The organism is Arthrobacter sp. efr-133-TYG-104 (assembly GCF_030208915.1).
Classification (GTDB): domain Bacteria; phylum Actinomycetota; class Actinomycetes; order Actinomycetales; family Micrococcaceae; genus Arthrobacter.
This window is the reverse complement of sequence record NZ_JARVTA010000011.1, coordinates 113,610-127,760: the sequence shown is the minus strand read 5'-3', so window position 1 is coordinate 127,760 and position 14,151 is coordinate 113,610. Positions and strand designations below refer to the sequence as shown.

Annotated in this window: 11 protein-coding genes; 2 read left to right on the top strand and 9 right to left on the bottom strand. The window is 63.1% G+C overall.

Going from position 1 to position 14,151, the window contains the following annotated elements:
• Positions 1 to 5: 5 nt before the first annotated feature.
• Entirely contained in the window at positions 6 to 878 is an 873-nt protein-coding gene (locus QRN04_RS10015; RefSeq protein ID WP_284975865.1) for a helix-turn-helix transcriptional regulator, read from the bottom strand.
• Between the two features lie 85 nt (positions 879 to 963).
• Here QRN04_RS10015 and ilvD point away from each other — a divergent pair, with 85 nt between their 5' ends.
• Positions 964 to 2,826, top strand: a complete 1,863-nt coding sequence (gene ilvD / locus QRN04_RS10010) for a dihydroxy-acid dehydratase (RefSeq protein ID WP_284975864.1) — start codon at positions 964 to 966, stop codon at positions 2,824 to 2,826.
• A 37-nt stretch (positions 2,827 to 2,863) separates the two neighbouring features.
• On the opposite strand, the gene QRN04_RS10005 is transcribed toward ilvD, so the two are convergent.
• The 7 genes from QRN04_RS10005 to QRN04_RS09975 form a co-directional block, all read right to left on the bottom strand.
• Positions 2,864 to 3,541, bottom strand: coding sequence for a response regulator (locus tag QRN04_RS10005; protein ID WP_284975863.1), 678 nt, complete (start codon positions 3,539 to 3,541; stop codon positions 2,864 to 2,866).
• Positions 3,538 to 6,141 (bottom strand): DUF4118 domain-containing protein, encoded by a 2,604-nt coding sequence (locus tag QRN04_RS10000; protein ID WP_284975862.1) that lies wholly within the window; start codon positions 6,139 to 6,141, stop codon positions 3,538 to 3,540. Before QRN04_RS10000 ends, QRN04_RS10005 begins: the two co-directional genes overlap by 4 nt.
• A 29-nt stretch (positions 6,142 to 6,170) precedes the next feature.
• Positions 6,171 to 6,782 carry a potassium-transporting ATPase subunit C gene (locus QRN04_RS09995; RefSeq protein WP_284975861.1) on the bottom strand — a complete coding sequence of 204 codons (612 nt, stop codon included), beginning with the start codon at positions 6,780 to 6,782 and terminating at the stop codon, positions 6,171 to 6,173.
• A 9-nt stretch (positions 6,783 to 6,791) separates the two neighbouring features.
• Positions 6,792 to 8,930 (bottom strand): potassium-transporting ATPase subunit KdpB, encoded by a 2,139-nt coding sequence (kdpB, locus tag QRN04_RS09990; RefSeq protein WP_284975860.1) that lies wholly within the window; start codon positions 8,928 to 8,930, stop codon positions 6,792 to 6,794.
• On the bottom strand, positions 8,927 to 10,594 hold the full coding sequence (gene kdpA, locus QRN04_RS09985) for a potassium-transporting ATPase subunit KdpA (RefSeq protein ID WP_284975859.1): 1,668 nt from the start codon (positions 10,592 to 10,594) through the stop codon (positions 8,927 to 8,929). The genes kdpB and kdpA overlap by 4 nt, the downstream gene beginning before the upstream one ends.
• A 6-nt stretch (positions 10,595 to 10,600) precedes the next feature.
• Positions 10,601 to 10,699: a potassium-transporting ATPase subunit F gene (locus QRN04_RS09980; RefSeq protein WP_284975858.1), complete on the bottom strand. Its 99-nt coding sequence runs from the start codon at positions 10,697 to 10,699 to the stop codon at positions 10,601 to 10,603.
• 231 nt (positions 10,700 to 10,930) lie between these two features.
• On the bottom strand, positions 10,931 to 12,736 hold the full coding sequence (locus tag QRN04_RS09975) for a thiamine pyrophosphate-requiring protein (protein ID WP_284975857.1): 1,806 nt from the start codon (positions 12,734 to 12,736) through the stop codon (positions 10,931 to 10,933).
• Positions 12,737 to 12,990: 254 nt separating this feature from the next.
• Between QRN04_RS09975 and QRN04_RS09970 the strand changes: the two genes are divergently transcribed.
• On the top strand, positions 12,991 to 13,212 hold the full coding sequence (locus tag QRN04_RS09970) for a hypothetical protein (RefSeq protein ID WP_284975856.1): 222 nt from the start codon (positions 12,991 to 12,993) through the stop codon (positions 13,210 to 13,212).
• A 357-nt stretch (positions 13,213 to 13,569) separates the two neighbouring features.
• Here the strand turns inward: QRN04_RS09970 and QRN04_RS09965 are convergent, their stop codons facing one another.
• On the bottom strand, positions 13,570 to 14,025 hold the full coding sequence (locus QRN04_RS09965) for a DUF6855 family protein (RefSeq protein ID WP_350224931.1): 456 nt from the start codon (positions 14,023 to 14,025) through the stop codon (positions 13,570 to 13,572).
• Positions 14,026 to 14,151: the final 126 nt, after the last annotated feature.

Below are 14,151 nucleotides of genomic sequence, written 5' to 3'. Positions count from 1 at the left end.
AGTGGTTAAACTCGTTTCAGCCTATCAGCCTGCCCTATTTTTAGCCCCTGATTGCCGCTTAGTAGCCGCTGCATCTGCTCGCCCGCGTCGCTGCCCGGCGCAGGCGTGTAGACAACGATGTGCAAATCCGGCCGGTCCGACGGCGAAACCTGGTGATGCTCGAGCTGCAATACGCCAACGGCCGGGTGGTGGAAAAGTCGCTCGCGGGACTCGAAGCCCAGGATGTCGTATCGATCCCAACTTTCTTGGAACTCAGGGCTTGCCTCCTTGAGCCGCTCCACTTGGTACGCCACATCCGGATCGCCCAGCCGTTGGCCGGTTTCGGCGCGAAACTCCGCCAAGAAGCGTTTGCTGGTGACATCCCAGTCAGGCAGCAGATCACGGACATAGGGATCGGTGAAGACCAACCACAGAAGGTTCCTGTCACCGGCGTCGAACGTTCCTATATTCGGATAGAGCGCCTCATAGGCGCGGTTCCAGCCAGCGACACCCCAGTCCGGCGAAAGGGCATAGGAGGGATTGGGGTCCAAGGCGTCCAGCAACCGTTGGACGTGAGCCGGAACGTTGGCCGCAACCGGACCTTGGGGACGCGCTGACGAATAGCCGCCCAGGGAGAGTACGTAGCTCAGCCCCGTCTCCGAGAGGTGCAGGGCACGCGCTATGGACTCGAGGACTTGACGCGAAGGGCTGATGTCCCGGCCTTGCTCCAACCACGTGTACCAAGTGACGCTCACGCCGGAGAGGAAAGCCACCTCTTCCCGGCGGAGGCCGCGCTCGCGGGAACGGCCCACTGGCGGCAGGCCGTAATCGGAACGGAGTGCCTGGCTTCGGCGGGCCCTCAGGTACAGCCCGAGTTCTTTGCGTCTTTCGTCTTTCACGGAACAACACTATTACTCTGTTACTTTCACTACTAGTAGTAGCGCCGTCTTCCGCCAGTCGTAGAAGAACAGCAGGATGGTATCCATGCCTGCACTCCGCTCCAGAACTGTCACCCACGGCCGCAACATGGCCGGCGCCCGCGCACTGCTGCGCGCTTCCGGCGTCGCCAATACGGACATCGGCAAGCCGATCATCGCCGTCGCCAACTCCTTCACCGAGTTCGTCCCCGGCCACACGCACCTGGCCCCGGTAGGCCGGATCGTCTCCGACGCAATCCTCGCCGCCGGTGCTGTTCCGCGCGAATTCAACACCATCGCCGTGGACGACGGCATCGCCATGGGCCACTCCGGCATGCTGTACTCCCTGCCGTCCCGCGACCTGATCGCCGACTCCGTTGAGTACATGGTGAACGCACACTGCGCCGACGCCCTGGTCTGCATCTCCAACTGCGACAAGATCACTCCGGGCATGCTGATGGCCGCATTGCGCCTGAACATCCCGGTGGTATTCGTCTCAGGCGGACCCATGGAGGCCGGCCGCGTCACCCTGACGGACGGCTCCGTGCGCTCACTGGATCTGGTGAACGCGATTTCCGATGCAGTGGACGAATCCATCTCCGATGCCGACATCAACCTCATCGAAGAGAACGCCTGCCCCACGTGCGGATCCTGCTCCGGCATGTTCACCGCCAACTCCATGAACTGCCTGGCCGAGGCCATCGGCCTGGCCCTGCCCGGCAATGGCTCCGTGCTCGCGACCCACACCGCCCGCAAGGCGCTGTACGAGAAGGCCGGCAGCACCGTCGTCGAGCTCGTCAAGCGCTATTACGACGGCGACGACGACTCCGTGTTGCCGCGCTCCATCGCCACGGCCGAGGCCTTCGACAACGCCATGGCACTGGACATTTCCATGGGCGGCTCCACCAACACGATCCTGCATCTGCTGGCCGCGGCCCAGGAGGCGGGCGTGGAGTACGGTCTGGCCGAGATGGACGCCAAGTCCCGTCAGGTGCCGTGCCTGGCCAAGGTGGCCCCGAACGTCGCCGGGGACAAGACCTACTACATGGAGGATGTGCACCGCGCCGGCGGCATCCCCGCGCTGCTGGGTGAGCTGAACCGCGGCGGGCTCCTCCACAAGAACGTCCACTCCGTTCACTCCAACGACCTGGACAGCTGGCTGGACGACTGGGACATCCGCGGCGGCAAGGCCAACGAGGAAGCACAGGCGCTGTGGCACGCCGCTCCCGGTGGCGTACGCTCCTCCACCGCGTTCTCGCAGTCGAACCAGTGGACCACCCTGGATACCGACGCAGAGGGCGGTTGCATCCGTTCCGTGGAGCACGCCTATTCCAAGGACGGCGGCCTGGCCGTGCTGCGCGGCAATGTCGCCGTCGACGGCGCCGTGGTGAAGACCGCAGGGGTGGACGAGTCCATCTGGACCTTCGAAGGTCCGGCAGTTGTCTGCGAGTCACAGGACGAGGCCGTGGAAATGATACTGAACAAGACCATCAAGGAAGGCGACGTGGTGGTCATCCGCTACGAAGGCCCCCGCGGTGGCCCCGGCATGCAGGAAATGCTCTACCCGACGTCGTTCCTCAAGGGCCGCGGCCTGGGCAAGAAGTGCGCCCTCATCACGGACGGCCGCTTCTCCGGCGGCACCTCCGGCCTGTCGATCGGGCACATCTCCCCGGAAGCGGCCTCCGGCGGAGCCATCGCCTTGGTTGAAAACGGCGACATCATCAGCATCGACATCAGTCAGCGCTCCCTCCAGTTGCAGGTTTCCGACGAGATCCTCGCCGAACGCCGCGAAAAGCTTGAAGTCAATGGCGGCTACAAGCCGAAGAACCGCGAACGCCACGTCTCCCCGGCGTTGCGGGCCTACGCGGCCATGGCACTGTCAGCAGACAAGGGCGCCGTCCGCGATGTCTCATTGGTGGAGAACCTCTAGGGGCCAAGTCTGCTCGGAGGGCCGGGCTTCGGCGATCTCACGGCACAAACCTGTACCCCATGCCGGGTTCGGTGATGAAGTGCTGCGGATTGCCGGGCTCGGCCTCCAGCTTGCGGCGGAGCTGTGCCATGTAGACCCGCAAATAGTTGGCTTCCTTGGCGTACGCAGGTCCCCATACCTCCGAGAGCAGTTGGTGCTGCGTGATGAGTTTGTCAGGATTTCTCACCATGATGTCCAGGATGTTCCATTCGGTGGGAGTCATCCGCACATCACTTCCGGCCCGGGTGATCCGTCTCTTGGCGAGGTCCACGGTGAAGGAACTCGTCTCTACCGTTGCAAGCTCCGGGCCGGGCTCCGTGCGGCGGCGGAGGATTGCGCGCAGCCGGGCCAGAAGCTCGTCCAACCCGAACGGTTTCGTGATGTAGTCGTCCGCCCCGGCATCAAGCGCCAGCACTTTGTCGTTGGAACCGTGGCGCGCTGAAAGGACCAAGATCGGTACGGTACTCCATTCCCGGAGCTTGGTGATCACGGTAGTTCCGTCCATGTCCGGCAAGCCCAGATCGAGAATCACGACGGCGACCGGTCGCTGCGCCGCAGCGTGCAGCCCCGATTCGCCGTCGGCAGCTGTCACCACCGTATAACCCTGACCGCGGAGGGTGATGGCGAGTGCCCGGACAATATGGGGATCGTCGTCCACAACCAGGACGTTGTTCACGGGTTGGCTCCTCGTGTGGGCAGTGGATGGTGATCGCGTTGGAGCAGCAAGGACTGCGCTTCCATGGGCGCCTCACCGGTAGGGTGGTCAAACACCGGACCGGCAGAGAGGGGCAACCTGATCAGCATTGTCAACCCGCCTCCGGGCGTCTCTTCCGCTGTCAACGTGCCACCCATCGCTTCGGTGAAGCCCTGCGCGACCGCGAGCCCCAAACCCACACCTGCTGCGGCGGGCACATCGTGGAGCCGCTGGAACGGTTGGAACATTTGGACCACGCTGGCGGCAGGAACGCCTTGGCCGTGGTCGATAATTCGCAATTCGCCCGCTGGTCGTCCGGCCAACGGCGTCATGCTGAGTCCACCGGCTGCGCCAACAATGACAATGTCGGAATCCGGGGCGTATTTCACCGCATTTTCAACGATGTTGGCGATGACCCGCTCCAGCATGCCGGCGTCGGCGTCCACTTCTGGCATGTTCGCCGGCAGGTCCACCCGGACCCGCCCCGCCGCGATACCGTGCAGGGCCGGGGGAATTACCTCGAACCAGCGGGTGGGCTTGATCAGGGCGTTCACGGAGTCCGAGGTGATGCGGGACATGTCCAAGAGGTTGCCCACCAGTACGTCAAGACGGTCCGAACACTCATCGATAGTGGCCAGAAGATCTTGTTCTTCTTCTTCGGTGTACTTGACACCCGGTTGCCGGAGGCCGCCGACGGCGAGCTTGATACCCGCTAGCGGTGTGCGCAGATCGTGGGAGACTGCACGCAGGATGGACGTGCGCATCGTGTTGCTTTCTGCCAGGCGCATCACCTCGCGCCGGCTGGCTGCCAATTGCTTGCGTTCCATCATGGCGGACAGGTGGGATCCGAAAGCCCCAAGGAGCCTGCGATCGCTGGCTGGAAGGACCCGGCCAGAGAGAACCAAGCGGGTGTTGGCGTCGATCTGCTCGGTGTTTTCGTTCTCGTCAGGGGCTTCCTCGCCCGCCGCGGCCACTAACTGCCAACCGTCGTCGCCGGAGGCTGATTCATAGAGGGCCGCGCGTCGTACCTGGAAAACGTCCAGGGCCTGTTCCAGCAGTCCCTTGATGGGGTCCTCAGCTGAGGAAGCGCCGCGTGTCAAGTCGCCCAGGGTCGTCGCTTCGGCGCGCGCGCGGGCTGCCTCCTTGGATCGCCGGGCTGAAAGGTCCACTACCAGGGCAACGGCTGAGGAAACGCCCACGAAGACCAGCAACGCCAACAGGTTCTGGGGGTCGCTGATGGTGAGTGTCCCGAGAGGAGGGACGGAGAAATAGTTCACCAAGAGGCTGCTCCAAAGTGCACCCAACAGTGCAGGCCATAGCCCGCCCACCAAGGCCACGGCAACGGATCCGGTGAGCTGGATCAGCACTGCGGTGGCAATATCGTGCGACGGGCTCACGGCCAGCAGGAATTGCAGCACCACCGGCACCACCACTGCCATCGCAAAGCCAACCATCACCCGGATGCGACCGAGGTCCCGTTGGCGCGAACGCTCAACCCCGCGGCCCCCCAAGGGGTGGGAGACCATGTGGACGTCGATGTCTCCGGAATCCCGGACCACTTTGCTTCCGACGCCTCCGGTGAGACGGCCTGCCGGGAGTTTCCGCCGAGAGACGCCCACCACGATCTGCGTAGCGTTGACGCTCCGAGCAAAATCGAGCAGCGCCTTGGCCGGGTCCTCGCCGGCAACGGTGTGGTAGCTGCCGCCGAGATCGCGAACCAGCGTCCTCTGCGCTTCCAGTGCCTGCGGTGATTCCGCGGAGACGCCGTCGGCCGCCCTAACGTGGACGGCCAACAGGTCGCCGCCGTTGACCCGTTTGAGGATCCTCGCGGCACGCCGGATGAGCACTTCGCCTTCCGGGCCACCGGTCAGCCCTACGACAATCCGTTCCCTTGCCGGCCAACTTTGCTCGATTTGGTTCTCGGCCCGGTACCGCGCCAAGCCCTCGTCAACCCGGTCAGCAAGCCACAGCAACGCCAGTTCGCGCAACGCCGTCAGGTTGCCCATGCGGAAATAGTTGGATAGGGCCGCATCGACCTTGTCCGCTGCGTAGATCTTGCCGTCGCCAAGCCTTTGCCGCAGCAGCTCCGGTGAGATGTCCACCAAATGGATTTGATCAGCTCGTCTCACCACATCATCGGGAACTGTCTCTGCCTGCTTGACGTCCGTGATGGCAGAGACGACGTCCCCTAGGGAAGCAAGATGCTGCACGTTCACGGTGGACAGGACGTTGATGCCAGCGTCCAGCAGTTCCTCAATGTCTTGCCAGCGCTTTCCATGACGACTACCAGGAATGTTGGTATGCGCGTATTCGTCCACGATCACGGTGTGGGGACGCCGTGCCAGCACGGCGTCCACGTCCATTTCCTCGAAGATGCTTCCCCGGTACTCGATCTCTCGCGGCGGTATGATGTCCAGCCCCTGGAGCAGCGATTGGGTATCGACCCTGCCGTGATGCATGGCGAATGCCACCACCACGTCCTCGCCACGGCCCAGCAGCCTGTGGGCTTCTTCGAGCATGGCATAGGTTTTGCCCACTCCCGGAGCTGCCCCCAGGAAGATTCTCAGTGCCGCGCGTGCCATGTCCTCATTCTTCCACCGGGAGTGGGCCCCTATTTGGTCTTCGCTGCAGAAGCGACATCCAGATTCAGCGACGTCACGTTGACCGAAGGCTGGCCCCAGAATGCTTCCAGTCCGCTGGTGGTGTTCCTTTCCACCAGGCCTTGGACAGCCACGGGGCTGAGCCCCTGAGCCCTGGCAACCCGCGTAACCTGAAGCTTTGCGTAAGCCAGCGAAATATCCGGATCCAGTCCTGACCCGCTGCCGGTCACCGCGTCGGCGGGCACCTCAGACTCGCTGACGCCCTCCGCGCGGGCGACCGTTGAGCGGCTGGTGGTGACGGCGTCGAGCAGCTTCGGATCGTTGGGTCCCAGATTGCTTGCGGAGGACGACGCCGGGTCCCACCCCACAGCCGACGGCCGTGCGTGGAACCACCGGGCATCCTGAACGCCGTCCTTGCCGCCCGCGGCCTGCACGATGAGCGCGGATGCCGCGGGGCGGCCGGTGGGATCCTTAACGATGGAGCCGTTCGCTTGGAAGGGCGCAATTCCCTGGCCGGCCGCAAAGACCGCCAGCGGGTAGAGCACTCCTAAAACGATTGTTGCCAGCAGCAGGAATCGCACAGCGGTGCCGGCTTGGCGGAGATATCCGAGCAGCAAGTTCATGATGGCCTCCTAGCCGATGCCGGGGATGAGGGAAATGATCAGGTCAATGAGCTTGATGCCGAGGAAAGGTGCCACCAAACCGCCAAGCCCGTAGACCAGCAGGTTCCGGCCCAGTGCTTGGTTGGCGCTGACTGCCCGGTATTTCACGCCACGCAGCGCCAGTGGCACCAGCACGATGATGATGAGCGCATTGAAGATCACCGCCGCGAGAATGGCCGACGACGGACTGGACAGGCCCATGATGTTCAACAGACCGAGGCCCGGAAACGCTGCAGTGAAGAGGGCCGGGACGATTGCGAAGTACTTCGCAACATCGTTTGCCACGGAGAATGTGGTAAGTGCGCCGCGGGTGATGAGCAGCTGCTTACCGATCCCCACAACATTGATGAGTTTGGTGGGATCGGAGTCAAGGTCCACCATGTTAGCCGCTTCCTTGGCCGCGGGGGTCCCGGAGTTCATGGCCACACCAACGTCGGCAGCAGCCAAGGCAGGGGCGTCGTTTGTGCCGTCCCCGGTCATCGCCACCAGCCGGCCCTCGCCCTGTTCGCGCCGAATAACCTGCAGTTTGTCTTCGGGAGTGGCTTCGGCCACGAAATCATCAACGCCGGCTTCGGCCGCGATCGCTTTGGCGGTGACAGGATTGTCGCCAGTGATCATCACGGTGCGGATACCCATTTTCCGTAGCTCCGCGAACCGGGCGTGCATGCCAGGCTTGACCACATCGGCCAGGTGGACGGTTCCCAGGACTTGGGCGCCGCCGTCGGGCGTCTTCTCCGCGACGAGCAGTGGCGTGCCGCCATCCGCGGATATCTCCTGCACCTTCCGCCGGACTTCGTCGGGTAGCTGTCCGCCTGCCTCGGTGACGAAACCCTCGACGGCGGACGCCGCACCCTTGCGGATCAGGCGTCCATCCAGGTCCACGCCGCTCATCCGTGTGCTCGCGGTGAACTCCACGATGGTGATCTCCTCCGCAGTGTTCCGGAGATCGACCAACTCGGGGCCATTGACGCCGGCGTCGTTGGCGAGGTCCACAATGGACCGGCCCTCCGGCGTTTCGTCAGCCAGGCTGGAGAGCCGGGCAGCGATGATGAGTTCGCCGGGCTCCACGTCCTTGGCTGGGAAGAAGTTGACGGCCCGGCGGTTGCCGTAGGTAATGGTGCCCGTCTTATCCAGCAGCAATGTGGTGATATCTCCGGCTGTTTCCACTGCGCGGCCGGATGTCGCCAGGACGTTGTGCTGGACCAACCGGTCCATGCCGGCGATGCCGATGGCAGGCACCAAGGCACCGATGGTGGTGGGGATCAGGCAGACCAGAAGGGCTACCAGCACAATGGGCGACGGCGTTGCTCCCGCCAGCGAAGCGAAAGGAGCCAAGGCCATGGTGACCACCAGGAAAACGATGGTCAGCGAGACGAGGAGCACGTGCAGGGCGATCTCATTTCGAGTCTTTTGCCGGACGGCGCCTTCCACCAACTTGATCATCCTGTCGATAAAAGTTGCCCCGGGCTCGGCGGTAATGCGGACCAGGATGCGATCCGACAGGACTTTCGTCCCACCGGTAACGGAAGACCGATCGCCACCGGACTCCCTGATCACGGGGGCTGATTCACCCGTGATGGTGGATTCGTCCACGCTCGCGAGGCCTTCGACGATCTCGCCGTCTGAAGGGATCACGTCACCGGCCTCGCAGATCACCACGTCATTGAGCCGCAACTCGGTGCCGGGTAGTTCCTTGGTGGTTCCGTCGTCCAGGCGAAGCCTGGCCGTGACACCTTTGCGGCTGGCCCGGAGACTGTCCGCCTGCGCCTTGCCTCGCCCTTCCGCGATGGCCTCGGACAGCGTGCCGAACAATACGGTCAGCCACAGCCAGGCGGTCACAGCGATGCTGAAGACGTCGGGCTTGAGCACGCAGATCACCGTGCAGATGGCTGCACCGACGAGCACTACGAACATGACAGGCGAATGGACCATCTGCCGGGGAGCCAGCTTCTTGAAAGCTACCGGGAGGGCCGCCCGGACGGTGGCGGCATTGAGTTTCGCCGGTGTTTTGGTGTGGTGCTTGTGTTCACCCGGAGTGCCCAGTGGGTTGCCGTCGGCGTAGGTGAGGGTGGGGGAGTCCGCGGCGGATGCCGTGCTGGACCGGGTCATTTGATAAGTCCTTCTGCGAGTGGGCCCAAAGCAAGGGCCGGGAAGTAGCTCAGAGCCGTCATGATCACGGTGACACTGAGGAGCAGTGATCCGAACAGCCACCCGTGGGTGGGTACCGTTCCCGACGACGCCGGAATCTTGCGTTGCCTGGCCAGGGAACCGGCCAACGCAAGTACCAAGGCGATCGGCAGGAACCGGCCCAGCAGCATGGCGATGCCCAGCATGGTGGACAGGTATGGTCCGGAGCTGGTGATGCCGCCGAATGCCGAGCCGTTGTTATTCGCCCCCGAGGTGAACGCGTACAGCAGTTCACTGAATTGGTGGGGTCCGGAGGCCGGTGCGTTGACCATCACCTCCGGCAACAACGCCGTGATCGCTGCAAGCGTCAGCACCAGCGTGGGTGTCACCAGGATGTAGAGCGCCGCCAGCTTCATTTCGCGCGGGCCGATCTTCTTGCCCAGGAATTCCGGGGTACGCCCCACCATCAATCCGGCGATGAAGACGGCAATGATGGCCAAGAGCAGCATGCCGTACAAGCCTGAACCCGTGCCCCCGGGCGCTACTTCGCCAAGCATCATGTTCAGCATTCCAATGCCCCCGGCGAGCGGTGGCAGGGAGTCGTGTGCCACGTTGACGGCGCCGGTGGAGGTGAGGGTGGTGGAGGCGGCGAAGATCGAGCTCGCGGCGGGACCGAGGCGTTGCTCGAACCCCTCGCCCAACCCGCCCGCGGCCGCCGTCGCAGTTCCTTGGGCTGACGCTACAGCCCACCCCATCAATGCCGTGGACGTCAACCAGAGCGTTCCCATGACAGCGGCGATCGTGTAGCCCTGCCGCTGGTCCCCGACCATTCGCCCATAGGTATAGGGAAGGGCCGAGGGGATGAGCAGGATCAGGAAGATCTGGAACAGGCTGGTGAACACGTTGGGGTTTTCCAAAGGATGGGCCGAGTTGGCGTTGAAGTATCCACCGCCGTTGGTACCCAGTACCTTGATGGCCTCCTGGGAGGCAACCGGGCCGCCCGGAATCACTTGGGAGGCCCCGCTCGCCTGGTTCGCCACGTCCGTTGGCCAGAAATTCTGGACGACGCCGCCGATTACCAAGGCGATTGCCGCCACGAACGCCACTGGCAGCAGAACCCTGAAGGATGTGCGGGCAAGATCGACCCAGAAATTGCCCAGCCGGTCCGTCTTGGTACGGACAATACCGCGGATCAGCGCCACCACCACCACGATTCCCACGGCGGCGGAAAGGAAGTTCTGCACCGCGAGCAGGCACATCTGGACGAAAATGCCTACCGTCGCCTCAGGAGCATACGTTTGCCAGTTGGTATTGCTGACAAAGGAGATCGCCGTGTTCATGGCGATCCAGGGATCAACTCCCGGCAGCGCGTTATTCCCGGGAAGCACCCCTTGCAGACGTTGCAGGGCGAAGACCACCAGGATGGATACGGCTGAGAAGACCAGGATGCTCCGGAGATACACGGACCAGCTTTGTTCGGTGTCCGGGTCCACCCCGGCCAGGCGGTAGAACAACCGTTCAGGCCCCCGGGACTTGTTGCCGGAGAAAACACGGTCCAAGTACAAGCCCAGCGGTTTGTGCAGGAGGATCAGGGCCACCAACAGGACCCCGATCTGGGTGATGAATGACGCGATACTAAAAGCCACGTGCTGTCACCACTTTTCCGGGTTAAGCAGCACGGCCAGAAGGTATACGGCCATGGCCAATCCGGCAATGAACAAGCACACCCACATGATGGCGTCCACGTTCATTGACCACTCACCGGGCCATCGCCGTCGACCATTTTGCCCAAGAGGTGGGCAACCCACATCACGATTCCCATGGTCACCACGAGAATCACCACAACAGCCATGTCGGCCACTGGAACGTCCTTTCATCCACGCCCCGTTTACGGGGGTTGATGCCAGTCAACTCCTGTGAAGCAGGCGAAAAGGCGTTCCTAACGGTTCCTTAATGGCTGCGGAGGGAATCTTGATGCGCTCTTAACGTAGGTTGCGCAATTGCGCCTCTCCTTGGGCGTACATGTCCAGCAGTTCGCGGGCGTGCTCTCCGTCGTTGCCTTCTTGGGCAAGGGCGGAGCGCATGCCCTCGAGCTTCTGTTCCCCAGCGGGGAACGGCGGGAGCAACGGGATGTTCGGGTCCGTGAGCACTTCCAGGACCGCAGGACGGTCCGCGTTCAACACCTCATCCCATGCGGCTCCCAGCATGGCCGGGTCGTCCACGCGCACGCCCTTGAGGCCCAGCAGCTCCGCGTAACCTGCATAGGGGAAGTCAGGAATCTCTTGGCTGGCATTGAACCGCGGCTCGGCCTCCGTTTCACGCTGTTCCCATGAGACCTCGGCCAAATCGCGGTTGTTGAACACGCACACCACAAACCTCGGGTCGGCCCATTCACGCCAGCGATGCGCCACCGTGATCAGCTCCGCCACCCCCAGCATCTGCATGCCACCATCGCCCGCCAACGCCACCAGCGGCCGGTCCGGATGCGCGAGCTTGGCTGCCAGTCCGTAGGGGATGGCACAGCCCATGCTTGCCAGGGTGGCCGAGAGATGCGCAGGAACTCCCGGTGGAAGCGTCAGCTGGCGTGCGTACCAATAAACGCAACTTCCGACGTCGATGCTCACTTGGGCGTTGCCCGGGAGCCTGCCGCTGAGCTCGCGCGCCACCAGTTCGGGGTTGACGGGTTTGGCGGGAATGGCGGCGCGTTCCCCCGCGAGGCGCCGCCATGCGCTGACCTGATGTTCGACGTCGGCCCGCCACTGGGCGCGGGACGGTTGGTCCCGCGCGTCGATAAGGTCCGACAGCTCCTGGACGGTGGCTGCCGCGTCACCTACAAGGCCCACTTCCACGGGATAGCGGTTGGCGATCTTCCTGCCGTCGATGTCGATCTGCACTGCCCGTGCAGTCCCCGGCTTCGGGTAGAACTCAGTCCAAGGGTCGTTGGAGCCGATGATCAGGAGCGTGTCGCAGTTTTCCAGCAAGTAGGCGCTGGCGGTGGTGCCCAGGTGTCCCATGGTGCCGGTGGCAAGCGGGAGAGTCTCGTCGACGTAAGGCTTGCCGAGCAGGCTCGTGGTGATTCCGGCGTCGAGTTTCTCCGCTAATGCGATGACTTCCGCTTGCGCGTTGCGGGCGCCTTGTCCCACGAAGAGGGCGATCCGTTCGCCTGCGGACAGGACATCCGCCGCCCTGTTCAGGTCCTGTTGTCGGGGCATGATGTTTGCCCGGTGCCACACAGGAGCCGTGACCACGATTCCGTGCTCTTGTTCCAGCTCCGGAGCTTCCGCCGTCTGGATGTCGTGGGGGACGATCACCACGCAGGGGGACTTCGTTTCCAGTGCTGTCCGGAAAGCACGGTCAATCAGCATGGGAACCTGCTCTGGGGAGCTGGCCAGCTGGGCGAATTGCGCAGCGACGTCCTTGAAGAGGGTTAGGAGTTCTATCTCCTGCATGTATGCCGAACCCAGCACCGTGGTGCTTTGCTGACCGATAATGGCCACCACGGGGACGCTGTCCAGCTTGGCATCGTAGAGGCCGTTGAGCAGGTGGACTGCTCCGGGTCCTTGCGTGGAGGTTACGACCCCCACGCCGCCTGTGTACTTTGCGTGCCCTACGGCCATGAATGCGGCGGCTTCTTCATGCCTGGCTTGAATAAATTCGAGGTCATTTTCGGAGCGGCGGAGCGCACCCATGAAACCGTTGATACCGTCCCCGCTGTATCCGAACACCCTCTCCACGCCCCATGCTTTGAGGCGCTCCGCCATGAGATCCGAGACCGTTCGTTGGGACATGACGCGCTCCTGTTGTCAGATGACGGTTGCTGCCGGATAACTATAGTAAGCATGCTGATGGATCTGGCGCTCTTTTTGGCTGCCGGGCAAGTGCGTTAGGGGCCTATTCAAACGTGCAGCAAGGGCGATACCTTGATCGCTAGGGAGCCGACTTGGGGGATTCCGGTAGGGCCCCCAACCGTCAGTGTGCCTACTGGAAGCGCTCCTTGACTGCTGCACATCGCGGCCGTCTCGTGTCGATGAAAGGAAATGCCGTGGCTGTTTCTATCGAATTGGGTAAGGCGCTGGATAAGGCCTACGAAAACGCAAGCCTCGAGGAAGTCCTCAATGCGCCGCCTTCTGCATTGGCCGGATTGACGGAAAAACACGATGAGCTGTTCAAAGAACTCGGCATCAAGACGATTAGGGACCTGGGCAGCAACAAGTACTTTGCCACGGCAGGCGTTCTCGTCGCTGTGTCCGGGAAAGCAGGATAGCTCCACCGGATGGGTTGGCCTGCTCCGCCCTCACTGAGGGCGCGAGCAGGTATTCCAAACTTTTTTCATTGACGGCGTCACGTTTCCGCAGGTCAACGTACATAACCAGTGCCCACGTCTTTGTGCCGCGCTTTTGCCGTTGCCCTTTTCGGCCCTGCCGCCGTACATCGACTGAGTTGGCAGCGATGGGTGTGGCGGGTTCTGGGGCCCGCCCGGGGCGCCGTCGCTGCGTGAAACCGGGCTAGTGCGGTCGGTCGTCTGAGTCGCGACCGACCGCACGATCGGTTCACCCGCACGATCGGTCAACCTGGGGAACCGCGAACCTAGGTTCCGGGAACCTCAAGACGGTGTGTGACTTTAGATAGCCTGCATAGCGTTGTTCCGCTTTTCGTGCGTGAGCTCAGCCAAGCCCAGCGCCTCCAAGAGAGGCGGCATGTACATCCCGAAGCGGCCACGGTAGCCCTTTCGGAGCCCGTACCAGCCACCCACGGGGTTACCCTCGCTGCGACCCCACGCCTCCACGGTCCCTTCGGCGGCCTCTTTGCCCTCGTCGGCAGCGCCGAGGGGGACCCAGTCACCCTGCTCCACGAGCCAGGCGTGCAGGTCCTCGATGGCGCGCAGTTGGTAGGTCAGTTTTGTGGAGCCCACCTGGCAGATGATCGCAGGGGGATCGGAGGCCTCGTCCTTGTACATGGTGTAGTCCGAAGTACCCGGGGGCGTCGTGAGTCGCCAAGGGTCGTCTTTGGTTCCAGCGCCCGGGGCCGCCTGCCCCTCGGTATCGGGCCCCTCTGCGGACGTTCCAGATGGCTTCACTAAGGATACTTCCTATCCTTGAGGGATTGCTTCGGTGAACAAGTCCGAGTCTACGCCGCGGATGCCGTGTTGCGGGGTCCGCTCTGCGCGGAATTACGGGCTCTAAGCGTGCAGAGCGGGCCCCGC